The 23,443-nt window shown below is 60.7% G+C and carries 17 protein-coding genes; 14 read left to right on the top strand and 3 right to left on the bottom strand.

The genetic code is table 11. The annotated features are described in order from the left end of the window. Positions 1–214: 214 nt before the first annotated feature. Positions 215–3,967, bottom strand: coding sequence for a peptidoglycan-binding protein (locus tag ACXHXG_RS04455; RefSeq protein ID WP_457898584.1), 3,753 nt, complete (start codon positions 3,965–3,967; stop codon positions 215–217). Between the two features lie 464 nt (positions 3,968–4,431). On the opposite strand from ACXHXG_RS04455, the gene ACXHXG_RS04450 reads away from it, so the two are divergent. From ACXHXG_RS04450 to ACXHXG_RS04430, 5 genes are all read left to right on the top strand, one after another. After that, a complete protein-coding gene (locus tag ACXHXG_RS04450) occupies positions 4,432–5,460 on the top strand; it encodes an acyltransferase family protein (RefSeq protein ID WP_457898583.1) in 1,029 nt (342 codons plus the stop codon). Positions 5,461–5,598: 138 nt separating this feature from the next. Continuing rightward, positions 5,599–7,395, top strand: a complete 1,797-nt coding sequence (locus ACXHXG_RS04445) for an acyl-CoA dehydrogenase C-terminal domain-containing protein (protein WP_457898582.1) — start codon at positions 5,599–5,601, stop codon at positions 7,393–7,395. 77 nt (positions 7,396–7,472) lie between these two features. Next, a complete protein-coding gene (locus ACXHXG_RS04440) occupies positions 7,473–8,681 on the top strand; it encodes an acetyl-CoA C-acetyltransferase (RefSeq protein ID WP_283049040.1) in 1,209 nt (402 codons plus the stop codon). A gap of 14 nt (positions 8,682–8,695) precedes the next feature. Continuing rightward, entirely contained in the window at positions 8,696–10,906 is a 2,211-nt protein-coding gene (locus ACXHXG_RS04435; protein ID WP_457898581.1) for an FAD-dependent oxidoreductase, read from the top strand. A gap of 118 nt (positions 10,907–11,024) precedes the next feature. Continuing rightward, the gene (locus ACXHXG_RS04430; protein WP_285168936.1) at positions 11,025–11,468 is read left to right on the top strand and encodes a YybH family protein; all 444 of its coding nucleotides are present in this window, start codon (positions 11,025–11,027) and stop codon (positions 11,466–11,468) included. Positions 11,469–11,470: 2 nt separating this feature from the next. On the opposite strand, the gene ACXHXG_RS04425 is transcribed toward ACXHXG_RS04430, so the two are convergent. Further along, positions 11,471–12,688 carry an MFS transporter gene (locus ACXHXG_RS04425; RefSeq protein WP_457898580.1) on the bottom strand — a complete coding sequence of 406 codons (1,218 nt, stop codon included), beginning with the start codon at positions 12,686–12,688 and terminating at the stop codon, positions 11,471–11,473. Between the two features lie 142 nt (positions 12,689–12,830). Between ACXHXG_RS04425 and ACXHXG_RS04420 the strand changes: the two genes are divergently transcribed. The 5 genes from ACXHXG_RS04420 to ACXHXG_RS04400 all read left to right on the top strand — a co-directional run bounded on the left by ACXHXG_RS04420 (position 12,831) and on the right by ACXHXG_RS04400 (position 18,756). After that, on the top strand, positions 12,831–13,433 hold the full coding sequence (locus ACXHXG_RS04420; protein ID WP_457898579.1) for a TetR/AcrR family transcriptional regulator: 603 nt from the start codon (positions 12,831–12,833) through the stop codon (positions 13,431–13,433). Positions 13,434–13,659: 226 nt separating this feature from the next. Continuing rightward, positions 13,660–14,094 (top strand): large conductance mechanosensitive channel protein MscL, encoded by a 435-nt coding sequence (mscL, locus tag ACXHXG_RS04415; RefSeq protein WP_457898578.1) that lies wholly within the window; start codon positions 13,660–13,662, stop codon positions 14,092–14,094. Between the two features lie 143 nt (positions 14,095–14,237). After that, positions 14,238–15,404, top strand: coding sequence for a pyridoxal phosphate-dependent aminotransferase (locus ACXHXG_RS04410; RefSeq protein WP_457898577.1), 1,167 nt, complete (start codon positions 14,238–14,240; stop codon positions 15,402–15,404). A gap of 222 nt (positions 15,405–15,626) precedes the next feature. Further along, positions 15,627–16,661, top strand: a complete 1,035-nt coding sequence (gene galE, locus ACXHXG_RS04405; RefSeq protein ID WP_457898576.1) for a UDP-glucose 4-epimerase GalE — start codon at positions 15,627–15,629, stop codon at positions 16,659–16,661. Between the two features lie 133 nt (positions 16,662–16,794). Further along, positions 16,795–18,756: a putative bifunctional diguanylate cyclase/phosphodiesterase gene (locus ACXHXG_RS04400; protein ID WP_457898575.1), complete on the top strand. Its 1,962-nt coding sequence runs from the start codon at positions 16,795–16,797 to the stop codon at positions 18,754–18,756. Here ACXHXG_RS04400 and ACXHXG_RS04395 read toward each other — a convergent pair. Next, positions 18,753–19,670 (bottom strand): LysR family transcriptional regulator, encoded by a 918-nt coding sequence (locus ACXHXG_RS04395; protein WP_457898574.1) that lies wholly within the window; start codon positions 19,668–19,670, stop codon positions 18,753–18,755. The two genes, ACXHXG_RS04400 and ACXHXG_RS04395, sit on opposite strands and share 4 nt — an antisense overlap. A gap of 171 nt (positions 19,671–19,841) precedes the next feature. Here ACXHXG_RS04395 and ACXHXG_RS04390 point away from each other — a divergent pair, with 171 nt between their 5' ends. From ACXHXG_RS04390 to ACXHXG_RS04375, 4 genes are read left to right on the top strand one after another with little or no spacing between them, the layout of a single operon-like run. Then, positions 19,842–21,050, top strand: coding sequence for an ABC transporter substrate-binding protein (locus ACXHXG_RS04390; protein ID WP_283049062.1), 1,209 nt, complete (start codon positions 19,842–19,844; stop codon positions 21,048–21,050). A gap of 15 nt (positions 21,051–21,065) precedes the next feature. Next, complete coding sequence (locus ACXHXG_RS04385; protein ID WP_457898573.1) at positions 21,066–21,848, top strand: ABC transporter ATP-binding protein; 783 nt, start codon at positions 21,066–21,068, stop codon at positions 21,846–21,848. Position 21,849: 1 nt separating this feature from the next. After that, positions 21,850–22,551 (top strand): ABC transporter ATP-binding protein, encoded by a 702-nt coding sequence (locus tag ACXHXG_RS04380; RefSeq protein ID WP_283049067.1) that lies wholly within the window; start codon positions 21,850–21,852, stop codon positions 22,549–22,551. Between the two features lie 4 nt (positions 22,552–22,555). Next, positions 22,556–23,443, top strand: a complete 888-nt coding sequence (locus ACXHXG_RS04375) for a branched-chain amino acid ABC transporter permease (RefSeq protein ID WP_457898572.1) — start codon at positions 22,556–22,558, stop codon at positions 23,441–23,443.

The following is a 23,443-nucleotide window of genomic DNA, read 5'->3' as shown; positions in this document are numbered from 1 at the left end:
CCGCTACTGGCGCCAAGCGATCGGCCCTTGTGGGTCGGTGGCATTTTGCTACCGAATTTCGCAAATGTGCCGATGACTTGATCACGCAATCGGCAGCCGCAAGGGGAACAGCATCAAGGCAAAACGGGCCTTCGCCTGAAAGACGTGGCTCGAGATCGCGCATCGCGGCGTCAGCGTGTTCGAAGGCTCAATCTCGATCGGAAATGAAGCCTTCTTATTTGTTGCGGGCCAGAAGTTCCTTGACGACCTGATCTGTCACCCGGCCGTCCTGCGGCAGGCCGACCGATTTCTGGAAGCTCTTCAGCGCGGCGACGGTCTTGCCGCCCATATTGCCATCCGGCGTGCCGGCATCGAAGCCGTTGTTGTTGAGGATCGCCTGGATGTTGCGGATCGCCTTCTTCATGTCGATCGAGGCGGTGTTGACACCTTTGCCGGTCGTCCATTCCTCGGGGATGGTCGTGCCGTTCGCCTTGGCGTCGAGCGGTTGCGCCTTCCAGAGATCGACCTTGGCGCGGGCGCTTTCAAGCTCGTCCTGCTTCATGGCGTTCGCCACTTCGTCGCGCTTCTGCGCTGCGTCCTTGTCGCCACCCTTGGCGGCGATTGCGAACCATTTGTAGGATTCCTGCAGGTCCTGCTTCACGCCATTGCCGCGCGCATAGAGGATGGCGAGGTTGAACTGGCTGTCGGATACGCCGAGATTGGCCGCCTTGATGAACCAGTTCGCCGCCGTCGGATAATCCTGTGGACCGGCCGCACCCGAGGCGTAGAGGACGGCAAGGTTGTGCATAGCGCTGGCATTACCCTGATCGGCGGCCTGCTCGTAATATTGCTTGGCTTTGGCGAGATCGCGCTCGAGGCCATTGCCCTTCTCGTACATGCTGGCGAGCCGGTATTGCGCCGGCGCGAAACCCTTGTCGGCGGAAAGCTGATACCAGCTTGCCGCCTGCTTGAGGTCGGTTGCCACGCCGCGGCCATCCGTGTAGCGCGCGCCGATTTCGAACAGAGCGACGGGGTCGCCGGATTTGGCGGCGGAAACGAGGGTCGGCGGCTGGATGCCGTCAGGCACGGTGATCGCGGTGGCCGGTGCGGACGCCTCAGTCGCGGTAGGTGCCGGGATTGCCGTGGTGTTGGCGGGAACGAAGGCTGCGGTTTGCTGAGCCGGTGCGGCGCTGCTGGCCGGCGTCAGGGTTTCGCTGGTGGAGTTGCCGTCGAGCGGTGCTGCGGCCGTCAGATGATCGTTCGTCGGCGCGACGACCGGATTTGCCGGCGTTGCGGAGGATTGCGCGGCTCCTCCGGCATCGGCGACCGAAGCCTGTGTCGCCAGTACCTGGGTCGGGGGCGTGTTCGTTGCCGCCTGAGCCGCCGGTGTCGGCATCTGAGCTGCATTGGCGGAAGCGCCGCTTGTCGTCGCACTTTCGGCAGCCGAGGTCAGTACCGAGACTTCGGCCGGTGGTGGCGCCTTCTGGCCGCGCGTCAGCGTGTTGACGAGCGGGAAGGCCATAATGGCGAGCAGGGCCGCACCGACCGCGAGCAGGATCGGCCGGCGGAAGCGCGAGAACGCGCCGCGTTTCTTCTCGCCGCTCTTGGGGGTGGGAGCCGAGCGCTGCGTCTGGTCCACTTCCATCGCGGCCGCTTGCGCGGCGCGGCGAGCGGCGGCGATATAGTCGGCGCGCTCGTTTTCGCTCGGCTGTTTGACAGTGCCATTGCGCGCGGCATTCTGGCTCGCACGCACGCGCTCCAGGATCTTCTTGATATCGGGCGCGCCCGAGCCCGGTTCGAGCAGTTCATTCTCCTCCTCGGCGGGCATCATGTCGACCGGATCGATCGACGGCGCCTGCTCGATGACGGGCCGGTCGGGCAGGAAGATGGGTTCGGCCTTCTCGGGCATGAAGAAACGTCTGCCGAGGCTGGCGAGCAGGCTGGTTTTTCCCGCATCCTTCTTCGCCGCGGCCTTGATCTCCGCCTTGGTGACGGCATCGACCGCCTGCGCGACGACGGCTTCCGGCGATGCTGCGGTTTCGGCAGGCGCGACGGTACGGATGACCGGCCCGGCCTTCTGCGGTGCTGCCAAAGGTGGCTTCACGGCCGACGTCTCGGAAGGGGCAAAAACGTCGCTCTCGAAATTTGCGGCGGGCATGGCAGACGCCGGCTGGCGATGTTCCATATGGTCCAGCCGGTCGGCGATCTGCAGCAACGTGTCGTGCAGCGCCTCGAAGGTGCGGTGGGTGCGCTCGTCGCTGCTGCGGCTAAGGTCTTCGAGATGGCGAAGGTCTTCGGCAAGCGCGGTCATCGCCGACATGTCGGCGGACGGTACGCCATGGCCCAGCATGCCTTCACGCGAGTAGGCCTCAACGACGGCTTCCGCCGCATGGCGGGCAGCCTCGATGATGTACTCGTCATTGGTCGCCATATAATCTTCGATCGCGCTCATGCGGCGGTCGAGATCGGCGGGGATATGGTCGGCGACGGCCCGCGGCTCGTTCGTCAGCAGCGTCGACAGATGGGCGATCTGCTCTTCGAGATTGCGCAGCGCCTGCGTATCGGTCGGCGGTGCCGCCGTGCTCGCCTCCAGCCGCATGGCGATATCGGAGAGACGGCCTTCCAGCCGGCGGACGGCACCATCGTCGAGGTTTGCGGCCGGATGCGGCGGATGGAAGTCGATTTCGTCGATGCGCCGGGCCAAATAATCCAGCCGTTCGGCCAGTGCATGGTCGACCGAGCCTTGTTCCAGCCCATCGATCTTGCGGGAGATATCGGCGAGGTGGTTGATCAGTTCCGGTTGCGGCGCCGACTTCTGCGAGCGCTCCATGAGGTAGGAGAGCTGATCCAGGCGCTCTTCCAGCCGGGCGGCCGCCTTGGCATTGCCAAATTCATCGATGCGCATCGCCAACGCCTCGAGGCGTCCGGAAAGATCGTCCGTCGGTTGGCGCCGCGCGGCGTCGCGGCTCATCATGTCGAGCTGATCGGCGAGGCCGCTGATGCGGCCTTCGAGCCGCTGCATCGCTTGATCCTGCGGCTGTATCATGCCGCCAAAGCTTTCAACGGCGGTGGCGATCGACAGCAGCTTGTTTTCCAACGCGTGTACGGCGGGGCTGTCGCTCATGCTGCCCAGATGCTGCTTGATATCGTCCAGGCGGTAGGCGAGCGATACTAGCTCGTCCTGAAGACCGGTCGTGTCGATCGCCTGGACCTGGCGTTCGACGTGGTGCAGCGAATCCTCGCGGGCGAGCCCGTCCATCAGCGAGCGCAGTTCTTCGAACTCTGCCTTCAGGCCGGCCGTTTCCGGCTGGCCGGGATGACCGGCGAGCTGGCTGATGCTGTCGGCAAGCCGCGCCATGTCCTCGCGCACATCGGCGGCGAAATGCTTGTCCTCGGCATTGTTGCGGATATCACGGATTTCAGCGCGCAATGCGCTGACTTCGCGAGTAACGCTCTCGGCAATATCCCGCTTGAGGTCCTGCCGCAGATTGACCAGCGCCTGGGCGATATCGACGGAGCTTTCGGGGGAGGAGCGCAGCGCCGAAGGCAGAGGTTGCCGTGAAGCCGGATTTTCGCCAACACGCGCGCCAAGCAGCGGCCGTTCGGCAATTGGAGCTTCCTCGCGGCGTGTGTGCAGGCGCTCGCGGCTTGCCTCGAGCGCACGTTGGCGCTGGCGGATTTCGGCAAGCGGGTCGGACCGTAGATCGGTTTCCGCACGTTCGGTGCGAAGCGGACGTTCATACGGGCGCGGGGCATAGGCTTCGCGCTCAGTGCGTGGTGTGCGGTCCGAAAGGGAAGCGCGTTCCGGCATTGGCGCCCGCTCAGGTGCCGCGGCATAACCGTTTGCCACACGCTGGTGCGTGTCCCGGGCTGCAGCCGTGCCCATCAGGCCTTCGATGCGCGCTTCCAGCCCCTCGATGGTGCGGCTCAACGCATCCAGCGACGTCCAGTCGCCCGTGCCGGTAGGATTTGATCGCGATCCGCTCATCTTCTTGCTCGCTTCGACATATGGACCACTCAAAGGCCATCTTGCTTGTGGAAAGGCAGCTTCGCGGGTTCGCGCGCAGACCGCATCCCACCGTTCGGAAAGAAATAGTTTATTAGGCTTTCCTCAGGCTGAACCGCGAAACGGCGCTCCATCAAGCAAAAGATGAAAGAAACGCGAAGCATCGCTGCTCATCCCGCACAATTCACGAAACGTAGTAAACAACCCGTTAAGTTTTGCCGAAATCTTAACCTTTTATTTTGGTCTTGTTATTGAATATGCTCATGTTCTTATGAACTAGACAACGCTGTCGCGAGCGAGATGGGCGCATTGAGCGTCAATCATTCCTTGGCGTTGTCGTGGCTCGGTGGCCGCGGCGCAAATCCTTAAAATTGAGGGGTGTTATACTTTTCTCAATTGAGTTGTGAGACCGTGGAATGACTTGAATTTCCCTGGGAGCCGAACGCGTGCCGCCATCCATTGCCCGTGAATCGGATCCGGCACATTACATCCCGGCCCTGGATGGATGGCGCGGGCTGGCGGTCATCATGGTGTTGATGGGCCATTTCGGAGCCGACGTATATATGCCCGGCTTCAGCACTTTCGGCGTCGATCTGTTCTTCGTGCTGTCGGGGCGATTGATGGCGGACATTCTGTTTGTCAAACAGATGCCGCTTCCGATGTTCTTCGCCAGACGGTTTGCGCGCGTTTATCCGACATTGGTTGTTTTCGTATTGATCACCGGCCTGGCGTTTCACGGTACCATCGGTGAATTTGGCCTGAAAGTCGCCGCTTTTGCGCTGACCTTCACCTTGAACTATGCCACCATTTATGGGCTCCCCCTTTCCCTGCTGGATCATATCTGGTCCCTGTGCGTCGAGGAGCACAGCTACATCCTCCTGGGCCTGATCGCTTTCGCCACTCGCTCGCGGAGCAAATCCATCACCTCGGGCCTCATTCTCGCGGCCGGATTAATGGCCTTGGTCAACGGTGTGGTTCGGCTCCATACGACGGAGGGAGACCCGGGTCTGGTGATGTTGCGTACCGATGTTTCCATGGCAGGGATTTTCATCTCCGCAGCCTTCTACCTTATTCTCAGACCGAGACTGCATCGGGATAGTTGGACATGGATCGCGCCATGCGCTTTGGCGAGCGCGATCTTGGCGCGGATATTTGGTCTGGATGCTACGGTCTTTTTCGGCGTCAAGACGATCCTGTTGGCGATGGCGGTTATCGGGATCGAATATTCCGCGCCATGGTTCCGCAGGAGTTTTGAGGGCGATGTGCTCCGCTTTTTCGGGCAATGCTCCTTCTCGATCTACCTGTGGCAGGAGCCTTTTTTCAAGCTGACGGGCTTGCATCTGCTCCCTTCCGTTTCTCTGCTCATGATGGGTATCGCCTGCGGTGTGGCAAGCTACTACCTCATCGAACGCCCTCTGCGCACAACGCTGAATGCCATGTTCAGCCGCCGGGCTCTTAAACAAACTCTCGCCTGATCGCCGGCTTAGTCCGTTACCCTACCTAAAAATTCGCCTTGTCGCGCAAATTTGACGTTTACGCAAACGTCAATATTTTGTAAGGCTAGATCAGAGGCCGGAATGCGAGTCCGGCGGCGAATTGGAGGAATTCGAAAGATGCCAGTCTATAAGGCCCCGGTGAACGATACGCTTTTCGTCCTGAACGATGTGCTCGGGCTGGAACGCTATAACAATCTGCCGGGTTTCGCCGAGGCCAGTCCCGACATGATCGAGGCGATCGTCGGCGAGGCGGCCAAGATGGCGGAAGAAGTGCTTTTTCCGCTGAATTATTCCGGCGATCAGGAAGGCTGCGTGCGTCACGGCGACGGCACGGTATCGACCCCGCAAGGCTTCAAGGAGGCCTACCGCGCCTACTACGAAGGCGGTTGGCTGGGCCTGGCGGTGCCGGAGGAATTCGGAGGGCAGGGGCTACCCTACACGCTGCATTGCGCTGTCGGCGAATATACCTCCGCCGCCAATATGTCGCTGATGATGTATCCGGGCCTGACGCAGGGCGCGATCGCCGCCATTCTCGTGCATGGCTCCGAGGAGCAGAAGCAGACCTATCTGCCGAAGATGGTCGCGGGCACCTGGTCCGGCACCATGAACCTCACCGAACCGCATTGCGGCACCGATCTCGGCCTGCTGCGCACCAAGGCGGTTCCTCAGGCTGACGGCAGCTATAAAATTTCCGGCCAGAAAATCTTCATCTCCGCCGGCGAACACGACATGACGGACAATATCGTGCATATGGTGCTCGCCCGTATCGAGGGCGCGCCGGAGGGCACCAAGGGCATCTCGCTGTTCATCGTGCCGAAATTCATGGTCGGGTCGGATGGTTCGCTGGGCTCGCGCAACGCGGTCTCCTGCGGGGCGATCGAGCACAAGATGGGCATTCACGGCAACGCCACCTGCGTCATGAACTATGACGAGGCCACCGGCTTCTTGATCGGCGCCGAGAACAAGGGCCTCAACGCCATGTTCGTGATGATGAACGAGGCGCGCCTCGGCGTCGGCCTGCAGGGGCTGTCGATTGCCGAAATCGCCTACCAGAATGCCGTCGCTTATGCCCGTGAGCGCATCCAGGGCCGCTCGCTTTCCGGTCCGAAGGCGCCGGACAAAAAGGCCGACCCGATCATCGTCCATCCCGACATCCGCCGCTCGCTGATGACGATCCGCGCCTTCAACGAGGCCGGCCGCGCCTTCCTGCTGTGGACGGCACTGAAATCCGATATCGCTCATCGCTCCCCGGACGAGAAGGAACGCCAGGCGGCCGATGATATCCTTGGTCTGGCGACGCCGATCCTCAAGGGTGTCATGACCGACAAGGGCTTCGAGCACGCCGTCATGGCGCAGCAGATCTTCGGCGGTCACGGCTATATCGAAGAGCATGGCATGAGCCAGTATGTCCGCGATGCCCGCATCACCATGATCTACGAAGGCGCCAACGGCATCCAGGCGCTCGATCTCGTCGGGCGTAAATTGGCTCTGAACGGCGGTCGTGCCGTCATGGCGCTGTTCAAGGAGATCGGCGATTTCTGCGAGGAGAACCGCAACGACGAGCAGATGGCCTTCTTCACCAAGCATCTGAAGAAGGGCTTGAACGACGTCCAGGCCGCGACCATGTGGTTCATGCAGAACGCCATGGCGAAGCCCGACAATGCCGGCGCCGGCTCCACGGATTACATGCACCTCTTCGGCCTCGTCGTCCTCGGTTACATGTGGGCGAAGATGGCGAAGGCGGCGCAAGCCGGTCTTTCGGGCGGCGAGAGTGCGCGCGAGGACTATTTGAAGAACAAACTTGTCACGGCGCGGTTCTACATGGAGCGCATCATGCCGGAAACGGCGCTGCGCAAGGCCCGCATCGAAACCGGCGCCGACACGATGATGGAACTGGCGGCGGAAGCATTTTGACAAGACTTACCTTCCCCCCGACGGGGAGAAGGTGGGTATGAATAAAAGGGCGGCTTGCCGCCGCAGGGAGATGAGACATGACCGAGGTTTTCATTTACGACCATGTGCGCACGCCGCGTGGACGCGGCAAGAAGGATGGGGCGCTGCATGAAGTGCCGTCCGTCCGCCTTGCCGCCAAGACGTTGGAGGCGATCCGCGACCGCAACGGTCTCGATACGAAGACGGTCGACGATATCATCATGGGCTGCGTCGATCCGGTGATGGATGCTGGCGCTGTCATTCCGAAGGCGGCCGCCTTCGAAGCGGGTTATTCGACCACGGCGCCCGGCATGCAGATCTCCCGCTTCTGCGCCTCCGGCCTCGATGCCGTGAATTTCGGCGCGGCCAAGATCGCGCAAGGGGCTGACGATATCGTCATTGCCGGCGGCGTCGAGAGCATGTCGCGCGTCGGCCTCGGCATGTCCGGCGGCGCCTGGTTCATGGACCCCTCGGTGAACTTCCCGGCCTACTTCATGCCGCAGGGCGTCTCGGCCGATCTGATCGCCACCAAATACGGTTTCTCCCGCGACGATGTCGATGCCTATGCCGTCGAAAGCCAGAAGCGCGCGGCCAATGCCTGGGAGAAGGGCTACTTCAAGAATTCCGTCGTGCCGGTAAAGGATATCAACGGCCTGACGATCCTCGACAGGGACGAGCATATGCGTCCCGGCACCGATATGCAGGCGCTGGCTTCACTCAATCCATCCTTCCAGATGCCCGGCGAAATGGGCGGTTTCGAAGCCGTCGCCATTCAAGCGCATCCGGAAATCGAGCGCATCAACTATGTGCACCATGCCGGCAATTCCTCCGGCATCGTCGATGGCGCCGCCGCCGTGCTGCTCGGTTCCAAGGCCGGCGGCGAGAGCATGGGGCTGAAGCCGCGCGGCCGCATCAAGGCTTTCGCCAATATCGGCTCCGATCCGGCGCTGATGCTAACCGGCCCCGTCGATGTCACTGAAAAGCTGTTGAAGCGAACCGGCATGTCGCTCGCCGATATCGATCTTTTCGAGCTGAACGAGGCGTTTGCCGCCGTCGTGCTGCGCTACATGCAGGCTTTCGATATCGAGCATGACAAGATCAACGTCAACGGCGGCGCGATCGCCATGGGCCATCCGCTTGGGGCCACCGGCGCGATGATCCTGGGCACGGTGCTGGACGAGCTGGAACGCCGCGATCTCAACACGGCGCTGGTGACACTCTGCATCGGCGCCGGCATGGGCACTGCCACGATCGTCGAACGCGTCTGAGGGGGAGGAAACCAATGGCTTACACGAATTTCACCGTCGAGACCGACGCGGACGGCATCGCACTCGTCACCTGGGACATGCCCGGCAAGTCCATGAACGTCTTCACCGCTGAGGTGATGGAGGAACTGAACGCCATCATCGATGCGACCGTTGCCGACAAGGCGACCAAGGGCGTGGTCATTACCTCGGGAAAATCCTCCTTCTCCGGGGGCGCTGATCTCTCGATGATCAAATCGCTCTTCTCCGTCTATCAGGATGAGAAGGCGAGGGATCCGGCGACGGCGGCGCAAAAGCTGTTCGATCTCGTCGGCCGGATGACCGGCCTGTTCCGTAAGCTCGAAACCTGTGGCAAACCTTGGGTCTCCGCCATCAACGGCACCTGCATGGGCGGTGCGCTGGAGATGTCGCTCGCCTGCCATGGCCGCGTCGCCTCCAATGCCAAAAGCGTCAAGCTGGCGTTGCCAGAGGTTAAGGTTGGCATCTTCCCCGGCGCCGGCGGCACGCAGCGCATCGCGCGCCTGACGGACGCGCAGTCCGCCCTGCAGATGATGACGACGGGCCAGTCGCTGACGGCGGCACGGGCCAAGGCGATGAACCTGCTCCATCAGGTGGTCGAGCCGGATCAATTGATCGCTGCCGCCAAGCAGATGATCAAGGACGGTCTGAAGCCTATCGCGCCCTGGGATGAAAAGGGCTTCAAGGTGCCCGGAGGCGGCATCTGGACGCCGGCTGCCGCGCAGCTCTGGCCGGCAGCCCCGGCAATCCTTCGCCGCGAGACATCGGGCAACTATCCGGCCGCACTCGCCATCCTCAAATGCGTCTACGAAGGCCTGCAGGTGCCTTTCGATACCGGCCTCAAGATCGAGCAGCGCTATTTCACGCAGGTGCTGCAGACGACCGAAGCCTATGCGATGATCCGCTCGCTGTTCATCTCCATGCAGGAGCTCGGCAAGGGCGCCCGGCGTCCGGCAGGCCAGCCGAAGACGGAGCTGAAGAAGGTCGGCGTCGTCGGCGCCGGCTTCATGGGCGCCTCGATCGCCTATGTCACGGCAGCCGCCGGCATTGCCGTCACCCTCGTCGATCGCGACATGGAAGCGGCCGGCAAGGGCAAGGCGGTTTCGGAAGGCCTGGTTAAAGAATCCATCGGTAAGGGGAGGCTTACTCAAGACGAAGCGGCGGCACTCCTCGCCCGTGTTACGCCGTCAGCCGATTACGCCGATCTGAAGGATGCCGATCTCGTCATCGAGGCGGTATTCGAGGATCGTGACGTCAAGAAAGCCGTCATCGAGACCGTTGAAGCCGTGCTGCCGGCGGGCGCCGTCTTCGCCTCCAATACCTCGACCCTGCCTATATCAGGGCTTGCGAAGGATTCCAAACGACCCGCCGATTTCATCGGCATCCATTTCTTCTCACCGGTCGAGAAGATGATGCTGACCGAAGTCATCCTCGGCAAGGAAACGGGCGACCACGCTCTTGCCGTCGCGCTCGATTACGTCGCCGCCATCAAGAAGACGCCGATCGTCGTCAACGACACCCGCGGCTTCTTCGTTAATCGCTGCGTGCTGCGCTACATGTCGGAAGCCTATGACATGCTGATCGAAGGCGTGCCGCCGGCCATGATCGAGAATGCCGCCAAGATGGCCGGCATGCCGGTCGGGCCTCTGGCGCTCAACGACGAGGTCGCCCTGGACCTGTCGCTGAAGATCCTCAAGGCTGCTGTGGCCGATCTTGGCGACAAGGCTGTCAATGCCGGGCACATGCAGTTGGTCACGCGTTTGGTGGAAGGGGAGGGCCGCTTCGGTCGCAAGAATTCCAAGGGCTTTTACGACTATCCGCCAAAACCGGCCAAGAAGTCGCTTTGGCCGGGCTTGAAGGAAATGTACCCGCAGAAGAAGGCCGAGGAGATCGACGTTAACGTCCTGAAGCAACGCTTCCTCGTCACCATCGCGCTGGAGGCCACCCGCACCATGGAAGAGGGCATCGTCATCGACCCGCGCGAAGCCGATGTCGGCTCCATCCTTGGCTTCGGCTTCGCCCCCTATACAGGCGGCGCGCTGTCCTACATTGACGGCATGGGCGTCAAAACCTTCGTGGATGTTTGTGAATCGTTAGCAACAGCTTACGGTCCGCAATTTAAACCCACGGCGCTGCTGAAGGATATGGCGGCGAAGGGCGAGACGTTTTATGGACGGTTTGATCCGTATCGCGTAAAGGCGGCGGCATAAGAGAGCTGTTCTATGAGATAGTCCGCCGGACAATTCTGCGAAATAATGGGCCGCTCATGTCGGGAGCGGCCCTTTCCATTCGTCCTCTGCTCAGTCCATCAAACAGAGGAGACGAACGATGGCTGAAATTATCGGAAACCGCGAAGAAGCCGACGCCATCTTTGCCATGCTTGTCGCTTGGGCGACGGCGATCGGAGAAAAGAACGTCGCCGGCGTCCTGTCGCATTTGACCGACGACATCGTGGAATTCACCCTTGCGCCGCCGCTGCAATACAAGGGCAAGGATCAGCCTGGCCTGCAGAGCTGGTTCGATACCTGGCAGGGGCCGATCGAAGGCGATGTCGAAGACCAGAAGCTGACGATCGGCGGGGATGTCGCTTTCTGGAGCGGCCTGACGCACATGCTGGGCACCAAGACCGACGGCACCAAGGTCGACCTCTGGTTCCGCGAGACGCTCGGCCTCAGAAAGGAAGCCGGTGTCTGGAAGATCGCTCACGATCACGCATCGGTCCCCTTCGCCATGGACGGCAGTGGGTTGGCGGAGCTTAGGTTAAAGCCGTAGTCTCAGGTGCACGCCGACACCGTGACCTTCTCCCGGCCGGTCCTCAATGCCAGCACGCCGCTGACGACCAGAACCAGAATGGAGGCAGCATAGATATCCGTCGTTGCGGTGAACCCAACCGCCTTCGACAGGAACCCAGCCAAAATGGCGGGCAGGCTGAAGGCCAGATAGCTCTGGATGTAGAATGCCGAAAGCAGGCCGGCGCGTTCGTCGGCCTTGGCCAATGGCATGATGCTGCGCACGGCCCCGAGGAAATTGGCGCCGAAGCCGGTGCCCGCGATCATCGTGCCGGCGATGAGGAGCGGCACCTCCGCCAAATGCACGCCGGCGACCACGGCGAGAAGGCCGAGCGTCATGGTGGATATGCCGAAGGCCAGCGCGGTTGCCGCAGGTCTTTTGCGCAGCAAAAACACGGAGGCAGCTCCACTGATAGTCAATGTGCCGACGACCGAACCGCCGACGAGGGGCAAGGTGCTGCCCGTCGTGGCGCTGACCAATGACGGGACCAGCGAAAGATAGAAGCCGCCAAGCGCCCAGACCGCGACATTGATCGGAGTCAGCGCCAGCAATGTCCGGCGTGCCTGCGGCGGTATGGCCACCTCGGGCCTGAGCGAGGCGATAAGGCCCGGTCTACGCCGGGTGGTTTCAGGCGTTATCCAAATCAGCACGGCCTGTATGACGAGAAGAGCAAGCACGATTGCATAGACGAGAAGTGTCGGCGCCGGCGCATATTGCACAAGGGCGCTGGTTCCGAACGCGCCGATCGCCATGCCGATAAGCGGCGCGATGCTGTTGGTCACCGAACCCCTGGCCGGATCGAGATCGACGAGTGCGGCGCCGATCGAGGCTGCCGCGGCACCCGTCGCGAAGCCTTGCACGATGCGCGCGGCAATCAACCAATTCGGGCCGTCGGCCGTTAAAAACAGCGCCATCGCCACCATATTGAGGATAAGCGAGGCAAAGATCACCGGCCGTCGTCCCAGATGATCGGAGATCGAACCGACGATCAGAAGCGAAATGAGGAGCGCGAAGGCATAGACGGCGAAGATCACCGTGATCAGCACCGGCGAGAAGGCGAAGACTTGCTGATAGATTCGATAGAGCGGCGTCGGCGCAGACGAGGCGGCAAAGAAAGTGGCGCTGGTGGCGGCATGGAAAAGTGGCGCCAAGCGGCGGCCACGTGGCAGCAGTGAATTGTCGGTAGATTCGATCGCGGTCATCGACTATATCCTGGCTTAAAGCAAAAAAATTGCGTTAAGCACATGTAGTGCGCCGTATCGCTAAAAGCAAATAATTTGCGTTAGTGGCGCGCTACTACCGGTGATGCGAGAGACGCAATAAAGGGAAGATTGGCATAAGGTAATGAATTCAAAGGAAAACCCGCGCCCCGGCGGGCGCAGCGCAAGGGTGCAGGCCGCTGTGCATCAGGCGGTTCGTGAGATGTTGGCCGGGATGGACCGCGCCGATGTGACGATCCCGCTTATTGCGCAGCGCGCCAATGTGACGCCATCGACGATCTATCGCCGCTGGGGCGACTTGCAGGAATTGCTGGCAGATGTCGCCGCTTCGCGGCTGCAGCCGGAAACGGAGCCGCTCAAAATCGGTAGCGCCAGGATGGACCTGCAGGCCTGGGCCGAGCAATATGCTGACGAAATGTCCTCCGGCGCCGGCCGGCAGATGATCCGCGATATCCTGGCGGTGTCCGGCACGGCGAATGCGGAGAAGTGCTCGGGCTATACGCAGCAGCAAGTGCGTATGATCGTCGCCCGGGCTGAAGAGCAGGGCGAGGCCTTTCCGACGCTCACCGAAGTGATGGACTTCGTCATCTCACCGATCATGTACCGCATTCTCTTCGATCAGGTGCCGAGCAGCGACTATATTCATGGCCTGATCTCGCGGGTCATGCCACAAGATGCGGCAAGTCGCAAAACTGCGGAAATAACGCCCGATGCGTCCAACGCCTGACGATGTCTCGACGGGCTTGTTTCTTCCGCAGGTTTAGGCCGCGTTACGCCGCAACCGGACAACAAGTAAGCCGGCGATCACACTTGGAAAATGCTGCGGCCACTGATTCCCTTGGGATATGCGGCATCGATGTCTCTATCGCGCCATTTCGCTATTGAAGAACAGAGCTAAAGATGATGCTAATGGTTGCTGAATAGATTCAACGGCAACGCAAAGGGGACATTCGATGCTGAATGAATTCAAGGCATTTATCGCCCGTGGCAACGTCATGGATCTCGCGGTCGGCGTGATCATCGGTGGCGCCTTTGGCGGTATCGTCAAGTCGCTGGTTGACGATATCATCATGCCGATCGTCGGCGCCATTTTCGGCGGCTTCGACTTCTCGAACTACTTCGTCGGCCTTTCCTCGGCAGTCAATGCGCCGACACTCGCTGCCGCTCGCGCCCAAGGCGCGGTTTTCGCCTATGGCAATTTCATCACCGTCCTCATCAATTTCCTCATCCTCGCCTGGATCATCTTCCTGATGGTCAAGGGCGTGAACACGCTGCGTAAGCAGGTCGAGCGCAAGGAACAGAAGATCGAGGAAGCAGCACCGCCGCCGGCCGACGTGCAATTGCTCACTGAAATCCGCGATCTCCTGGCCAGGCGTCCCGCCGTCTGAGGTCCGTTTTCCGCCCTTGTTTTCTGCCCCCGGCCTACCAACGGTCGGGGGTCATTCATCACGAAAATCGATTGGTCGCTCAGTCAAAGTCATGGGATTTGCCCGCCGAATTGCTCTAAGAAAGCAAAAACCGGAGACTTTGCATGTCGATATTGGATAGCCTCAGCCCGCGTGCGCTGGCCGCGCCCGAAAGCGGGATTGTGGAAGTGGTGAACTATGCCCGTGGCCGTGATGGCCTGCTGCCGCTCTGGGTCGGCGAGGGCGACCTGCCGACGCCGGATTTCATCAACCGCGCGACCATGGCCTCGCTCAATGCCGGCGAAACCTTCTATACGTGGCAGCGCGGCATACCGGAGTTGCGCCAGGCACTTTCCGACTATTATGGGCGACATTTCGGCGTCTCTCTGCCGATGGAGCATTTTTACGTCACCGGTTCGGGCATGCAGGCGATCCAGCTCTCGGTGCAGGCGATCACCTCGCCCGGCGATGAGATGATCTATCTCTCGCCGGCCTGGCCGAATATTGCGGCCGCGCTTGAGATCGCCGGCGCCCGCTCGGTCGCCGTGCCGCTGCAGTTCGAAAACGGCAAGTGGACGCTCGATCTTGAGCTTTTGAAAGCGGCGATCACGCCGAAAACCAAAGGCCTCTTCATCAACACGCCGTCGAACCCGACCGGCTGGACGGCGACGCATCAGGACCTCCGCGATATCCTGGCACTAGCCAGGGAGCACGGCCTCTGGATCATGGCCGACGAGATCTATGCGCTCTATTATTATGCCGGCGGCCGGGCGCCCTCCTTCCTTGACGTCCGGCAAGCCGACGACAGGATCATGTTCGTCAACTCCTTCTCGAAGAATTGGTCGATGACCGGCTGGCGCGTCGGCTGGATCGTGGCGCCCGCCGAGCTTGGCCAGGTCATCGAAAATCTCGTGCAGTACTCGACCTCCGGTGTGGCGCAGTTCATGCAAAAGGGCGCCGTTGCCGCTTTGAATGAAGGCGATGATTTCGTCCGCTCCAACATCGCCAAGGCGGCCCGTTCGCGCGATATCCTTTGCGACGCGCTGATCGCGACCAATCGCGTCCACACGCTGAAGCCGGATGGCGCACTCTATGCCTTCCTGAAGATCGACGGCGTCACCGACAGCCGCAAGGCCGCCCTCGATATCGTCGACAAGACCGGTGTTGGCCTGGCACCCGGAACGGCCTTCGGCAAGGGCGGCGAACTCTTCATGCGGGCCTGTTTCCTGCGTGATCCCGCGCAGGTAGCGGATGCCGCTGAACGCCTAAGCCGCTATATCCTGAGTTTGTAAGGGCAGGACTCCTTGCTGATATATTGACTGAACCCGGCCTCTGTGCCGGGTTTTTCGTCCGTGAGACTAGGATCGATAAAATTCGAGCAATCCCTGAAAACTCCGCCTAACCATAGGAACAATCTTCCCTGCGCGGTACCCCGCTCAACCCCTGCTTTTAATCAAATCCGTAAGAAAGCGGGCTTCATATGCTTCTCATATTACTTTGCAGAGGCGCGAAGAATGACAGTGTTGGTGACAGGCGGCGCGGGATATATCGGCAGCCATATGGTCTGGAAATTGCTGGACGCCGGCGAGGATGTGGTTGTCATCGACCGTCTTTCCACCGGTTTTCGCTGGGCAGTCGCGCCGGCTGCACGCTTCTATCTCGGCGATGTCGCCGATGAAGTGTTGCTGCAGAAGATCTTCGCGGAAAATGATATTGATGCCGTCATTCACTTCGCCGGCTCCGCCGTCGTGCCGGCGTCGATCGAAGATCCGCTAGCCTATTACGACAACAACGCCGGCAAAACCCGCATCCTGATGAGCGCGGCGATCAAGGCCGGTATTCGCCACTTCGTCTTTTCCTCCACCGCCGCCGTCTACGGCCCGCAGCCCTCCGACGAACTGGTGCGGGAAAACGCGCCGCTGCGGCCGGAAACACCCTATGGGCAATCCAAGCTAATGTCGGAGTTGATGCTGCGCGATGCCGCCGCCGCTTACGATTTCAGCTATGTGGCGCTGCGTTATTTCAACGTCGCCGGCGCCGATCCGAACGGCAGGACCGGCCAATCGACCGACGGCGCCACGCACCTTATCAAGGTCGCCTGCGAGGCCGCCCTCGGCCGGCGCCGCCAGGTGGATATCTACGGCACGGACTATCCGACACACGACGGTACCGGCGTGCGCGACTACATCCATGTTTCCGATCTCGTCGAAGCCCATATGATGGCGCTGCAGCATCTGAGACGCGGCGGCCGCCCGCTGGTTGCCAATTGCGGTTATGGCATGGGTTATTCCGTGCTCGATGTCCTGAACATGGTCATGCGCGTCTACGGCCAAGCGTTTCGCATTCACATGGCGCCGCGCCGGCCCGGCGATGCCGCCAGCGTCGTCGCCGATGCCACGCTCGCCCATCGCGAACTGGGCTGGACGCCGAAATATAATTGCATGGAGACGATCGTGCGCTCGTCACTGGAGTGGGAAAACTACCTCGCGCACAGATCCGGTTTCGATGTCAGTGGCCTGCATAAGGTGTTCGCAGCACCCAGCTTCTGATGCTGGAATGCATGAATATATTTCGATATTTGGGTGAAATTCAAAGTATACAGCAATCATCGGTAATATTTCCCAATAAAAATAACTGAAAATCAAGTTTTTTGTGGTTTTGTGTGGGTGGGGGAAGGAAGCCATGAGGAACTTGCTTTCAGGCTTGCGCCTGCAGAAAGAGAACCCGACGTTTCTGGTGGCGCAATACAAGGCGCTGGCGTCACAGATACCGGTCCTTTATATTCTTTTGATCATCAACGCCCTGGCCGTGGTGATCACCCATATCCACACCGCGCCGATGTGGCTGGCGGTTTATGTGCCGGTCAGCCTGAGCATCCTCTGCGTTTTCCGTATCGTCTGGTGGCAGTTGCATGGGCAGGATCCCGTCGATGCGGATCGAGCCTATAGTGTGATGCGCCGAACGGTCGTGCTCGCCGGCGTGCTGACCCTTGCTTTCGGCATCTGGGCAGTCGCACTTTATCAATACGGCAATGCCTATCAGCAGGGGCAAATTTCCTATTTCCTTGTGGTGACGGGCATTTCCTGCGTCTTCTGTCTGATGCATCTGCCGGCCGCAGCCCTTCTGACGACGGCCATTACCTTTTCCTTCATGGTCGTCACCTTCATGTTCTCGGGCAATTCCGTGTTCGTGGCGACCGCGACCAGCGTCATCTTCCTGTCGTTTCCCTTCGTTCGTGTAATCAATAGCTATTTCCGGAATTTTGCCGGGCTGGTGCGGCTGACGGAAGAACTCGGCGACAAGCAGGCGGAAGCCGAACGGTTGAACCTGGTCAACAGCCGCAACGCGCTGCAGGATCAACTGACCGGTCTCGCCAATCGCCGCAGCTTCTTTCGCGAATTGCAGGATCTCTTGCAGCAACGGCCGGAGACGCCGCCTATCATCGGCCTTGTCGATCTCGACGGCTTCAAGCCGGTCAACGACGTCTTTGGCCATGCCGCCGGCGATTTCGTGTTGAAGCAGACTGCCGAACGTTTTGTGGCTTTGACGGGCGGCAAGGGCACAATTGCGCGCCTTGGCGGCGACGAATTCGGTGTGATTTTTCCAAGCGATCTCAGCCGTGATTGTGTCTCCGAGATGGGGCAAGCTTTCTGTGCGGCGCTGCGCGAACCCTATGATGTGCCCGGCGGCTCCATCCGCATTTCCGGCTCCTGCGGTATCGTCGTTCCGGAGGGCGGCGGCCACACCGCCGAGCAGCTCTATGAAAAGGCGGACTTCGCCCTCTATCAGGTCAAGAGCCGCCGCAGCGGCAATGTCGAGTTCTTCTCCCACGATCTCGAAGAAATCCTCCAGCAACGGCACCTGATCGAGCTGGAATTGCAGGGCGATAATTTCGCCCGGGAATTGTCGCTGGAATATCAGCCGATTATCGATCTCGATGACGGACATGTCGTCGGCTTCGAAGCTTTGGCGCGCTGGAACAGCGCCCGCCTCGGCCGCGTCAGCCCCGATGCCTTCATCCCCGCCGCCGAACGCACCGCGATGATCGGCAAGATGACCCGCATCCTCTTCGCGGAGGCGCTGCAGGCGCTGTCGATCATGCCGCCTCCGCTGCGCATGTCCTTCAACCTCTCGGCCCGCGATATCTGCGACCATGAAACGTCGATGGCTCTTCTTGCCATGATCCATGCCGCCAGGATCGATCCGCGCCGCATCGAATTTGAGATCACCGAGACGGCATTGTTGTCGGATTTCAACACCGCCTATGAAGTCATCGGCCTGCTGCGCGGCGCCGGCATTACCATCGCGCTCGACGATTTCGGTACCGGCTTTTCCAGCCTCAGCCATATCCACCGGCTGGAATTCGACAAGATCAAGATCGACAAGAGCTTCGTCATGCGGTTCGATCGCGATGTCCGCTGCATGAATATCACCCGGTCCGTCGCCAGTCTCTGCCGCAATCTCGGCATCACATCGGTCGCCGAAGGCGTCGAAAGTGCTGCAATTGCCGAGGCGCTGCATGCTTTCGGCGTGCGGTTGGCGCAGGGCTATCATTTTTCCAGGCCATTGCGTCTGCATGATGCGATCGCCTTTGCCGAGGCGAGCGAGAGCGGCATCGCGGCGGGGCGCGTGGCAAGCGCCTAAACCGATGCATGCCCCAGAAAGGCCGGTGCGTTACGATGCACGGCCTCTACCAGAAAGTCGATGACGGTGCGCACGCGCGGCGATTGCCTGAGGTCGCGGTGGCAGGTGATCCAGTAGTGGCGTTTCAGGTCGACTTCGTCGGGCAGCACCATCTGCAGGTCCGGATGCCGGCATGCGATGAAGAACGGCAGCACGCAGAGCCCCAGCCCGCTTTTGGTCGCCGTCAACTGCGCAAAGATGCTGGAACTCTGGAATTGCGGCTTGATGCGCGGATGGATGTCGCCGAGATAATCGAGGCCGGGTGCAAAGATCATGTCCTCGATGTAGCCGACGAACGCATGCTCCGGCAGATCGTCGCGGCTCTCTACCGTCGGGTGGCTGGCGAGGTAATCCCGCGATCCATAGACCTGCAGGTGGTAGTCGGTCAGTTTCTCGGTGAAATAGGGGCCGGCCTTCGGCGGGTCGAGCACGATGACGATATCGGCCTCCTTGCGCGACAGCGACATGATCTGCTGGATCGTCACCAATTCCAGCGAAATGTTCGGATACCGCGCGGTGAACTCCGAAAGCATGGTGGTGAAGAAGAAATTGGAAAAGCCCTCCGGTGCACTGATGCGCACCACGCCGCGTTGTGCCGCCGAGCCGACCCTCAGGTCTGACCGCAGCCGCTCGGTTTCCTGCTCCATTCGCTCGGCTGTGTCGATGAAGCGCTGGCCCATGCCGGTCAGCATATAGCCCCGCGGATTGCGCTCGAAGAGCTTGACCTGAAGCGAAAACTCCAGCCGGTCGATACGGCGCGAGACGGTGGCGTGGCTGGTGCGCAATTGCCGCGCAGCGGTTGAAAGCTGCCCGGTCCGGGCCACCGCCAGGAAGAACTGCAGGTCGTCCCAGGTGAAGTGCGGCGCGGTCTTCATGCCTCCCTTTCTGTTCAAAAATGAACAGACACTGTTTGGAATTAGTTGCAAACTTCACTTGCGTCAATGCGCGATTTCAATGATCTTGAGGGATAGCAAAGTCGTTTTGAGGATAACGACTGGCCAATTTTGAACAGATTCATTTTTGCCAAATCTCTGGGAGGAGAGGATATGCGAAAGAGTCTCATTGCGTCCCTGGCACTTCTGCTTGCAAGCAGCACCGCAGCATTCGCCGCTGGCGCGTCCGACGGTGTGGTGAAGATCGGCATCCTGAATGACCAGTCGGGCGTCTATGCCGACTTTGGTGGCAAGTCCTCGGTGGAGGCGGCGAAGATGGCTGTCGAGGATTTTGGCGGCAAGGTGCTGGGCGTGCCGATCGAGATCGTAGATGCCGACCATCAGAATAAACCCGATATCGCCTCTAATATCGCTCGCCAATGGTATGACACCGATAAGGTCGACGCCATCATGGAGCTGACGACCTCGTCGGTGGCGCTGGCCGTGCAGGCGATCGCCAAGGAAAAGAAGAAGATCGATATCGTCACCGGCGCGGCAACGACCGATCTCACCGGCAAGCAATGCTCGCCCTACGGCTTCCATTGGGCCTATGACACGCATGCGCTGGCCGTCGGCACCGGCGGCGCACTGGTCAAGCAGGGCGGCGATACCTGGTTCTTCCTGACCGCCGATTATGCCTTCGGCTATTCGCTGGAGCAGCAGACATCTGATTTCGTCAAGGCAAACGGCGGCAAGGTTCTCGGTTCCGTCCGCCATCCGCTGTCGACCAACGACTTCTCGTCCTTCCTGCTGCAGGCGCAATCGTCCGGTGCCAAGGTCATCGGCCTTGCCAATGCCGGCCTCGATACTTCCAACGCCATTAAGCAAGCGTCGGAATTCGGTATCACCCAGGGCGGCCAGCATCTGGCGGCGCTGCTCTTCACGCTCGCCGAAGTTCATGGCCTCGGCCTGCAGGCGGCCCAGGGTCTGACGCTGACCGAAGGCTACTATTGGAACCGCGACGACGAAAGCCGCAAATTCGGCAAACGCTTCTTCGATCGCACCGGCAAGATGCCGAACATGATCCACACCGGTACCTATTCCGCCGTGCTGCAATATCTGAAGGCCGTGCAGAAGGCCGGCACCGACGATACCGAAGCGGTCGCCAAGGAACTGCATGAAATGCCGGTCGACGACGTTTTTGGCCGCGGCGGCACTGTCGGCCCCAACGGCCGCATGATCCACGACATGTACTTGCTCCAGGTCAAGAAGCCGGAGGAGAGCAAGGGGCCGTGGGATTATTATAACGTGCTGGCAACGATTCCCGGCAAGGAAGCCTATATCGATCCGGCCAAGAGCGGCTGCGATCTCGTCAAGCAGTAAGGTTGCGATCAGCCGATGGCGATCTCTGCGGCAGAGAAACAAGAAGAGCCACGGGGGGTGTTATCCGCCCGCGGCCTCCGGCGCGATTTTGGCGGCTTCACGGCCGTCAAGAATGTCGATCTCGATGTGCATCATGCGCGCGTGCATGCGCTGATCGGCCCGAACGGCGCCGGCAAGACGACCGTGTTCAATCTTCTGACCAAGTTCCTGCAGCCGACGCATGGTACGATCACGCTTCTCGGCACCGATATCACCAGGACGAGGCCGGACAAGGTCGCGCGCATGGGGCTGGTGCGCTCTTTCCAGATTTCGGCGGTCTTTCCGCATCTCTCCGTGCTGGACAATGTCCGTGTCGCCCTGCAGCGGCCGAACAATCTGGCGCATCAATTCTGGCGGCCGATCTCGGCGCTGGCGAGCCTGGACGATCGTGCCGAACAATTGCTGGCAGCCGTCGGTCTGACGAAGGAGCGCAATGCCATCGCTGCCGATCTTTCCTACGGCCGCAAGCGGGTGCTGGAGATTGCGACGACCTTGGCGCTTGATCCCAAGGTGCTGCTGCTCGACGAGCCAATGGCCGGCATGGGGCTCGAGGATGTCAACACCGTCTCCGCCATCATTCGCGACGTGGCGCGCGACCGGGCGGTGCTGATGGTGGAACACAATCTCTCCGTCGTCGCAGATATTTGCCACCACGTCACCGTCCTCCAGCGCGGCGAAATCCTCGCCGAAGGCGACTATGCGACGGTCAGCCGCGATCCACGCGTCCGCGAGGCCTATATGGGCACGGAGGAGGCATAGGATGGCGGCGCTACTGGAGGTTCAGGGTCTCAATGCCTGGTATGGCGAAAGCCACATATTGCATGGCGTCGACATGAACGTTGGCGAGGGCGAGACCATCACCATTCTCGGCCGCAACGGCGTCGGCAAGACGACGACGCTGCGCACCATCGTCGGCATCGTCCGGGCGCGCAAGGGCAGGATCGCCTTTGCCGGCGCCGACATGATGCAGGTGCCGCTGCACAAGACGGCGCACAGGGGCATCGGTTTCGTGCCGGAGGAGCGCGGCATCTTCTCGACGCTCAACGTTCATGAAAACCTGATGCTGCCGCCGGTGGTCGCGCAGGGCGGGATGACGGTCGACGAGATTTTCGAACTGTTTCCGAACCTATACGAGCGCCGCAACAGCCCGGGCACGAAACTCTCCGGCGGTGAGCAGCAAATGCTCGCCATGGCCCGCATTCTGCGCACCGGCGTGCGAATGCTGCTGCTCGACGAGCCGACCGAGGGACTGGCACCCGTCATCGTCCAGCGTATCGGCGAGGTGCTGAAGAAGCTGAAGGAGCGCGGCATGACCATTCTGTTGGTTGAGCAGAATTTCCGCTTCGCCAGCCGTATTGCCGATCGTTTCTATCTGATGGATCATGGCCAGATGGTCTCGGAATTTCCGGTCGGCGAATTGCCGGAGCGGATGGGCATGCTGCACAAGGTTCTGGGGGTCTGACGCCATGACCATGATATTCGGCATCCCGCTGCAGGCGCTTCTCGGACAATTGCTGATCGGGCTGATCAACGGCTCCTTCTATGCGCTTCTGAGCCTCGGGCTCGCGATCATCTTCGGCATGCTGCGGGTGATCAATTTCGCCCATGGCGCGCTCTACATGCTCGGCGCCTTTACCGCCTATTTGCTGCTTGCCTATGCCGGCATCGGCTATTGGCCATCATTGGTGCTCGCGCCGTTGATTGTCGGCCTGTTCGGCGCGTTCGTGGAACGCTTATGCTTGCGCCGGCTCTACAAGGTCGATCCGCTTTATGGTTTGCTCTTTACCTTCGGCATGGCGCTGACCATCGAAGGCACGTTCCGCTATCTCTATGGTTCGTCCGGTCAGCCCTACGCCGTGCCGACGGCGCTGGTGGGCGGTGTCAATCTCGGCTTCATGTTCCTGCCGATCTATCGCGGCTGGGTGATCGTCGTGTCGCTCATTGTCTGTATTGGCACCTGGCTGCTGATCGAGAAGACCAAGCTCGGCGCCTATCTGCGTGCCGCAACGGAAAATTCGGTGCTCGTGCAGGTTTTCGGCGTCAACGTGCCGGTACTTCTGACGCTGACCTATGCTTTCGGCGTCGCGCTTGCCGCCCTTGCCGGCGTGCTGGCCGCGCCGATCTATCAGGTCTCGCCGTTGATGGGATCGAACATGATCATCATCGTCTTTGCCGTGGTGGTCGTCGGCGGCATGGGCTCGATCATGGGTGCGATCATCACCGGCTATGTGCTTGGCGTGGCGGAAGGCTTGACGAAGGTGTTCTATCCGGAAGCATCCAATATCGTCATCTTCGTGATCATGGCGATCGTACTGCTTCTCAGGCCCGCGGGCCTCTTTGGCCGGGATGCGTGA

The organism is Rhizobium sp. LEGMi-198b (genome assembly GCF_054114205.1).
Note: the sequence above shows the minus strand (reverse complement) of the source record. Positions and strands in the feature narration are given on the sequence as shown.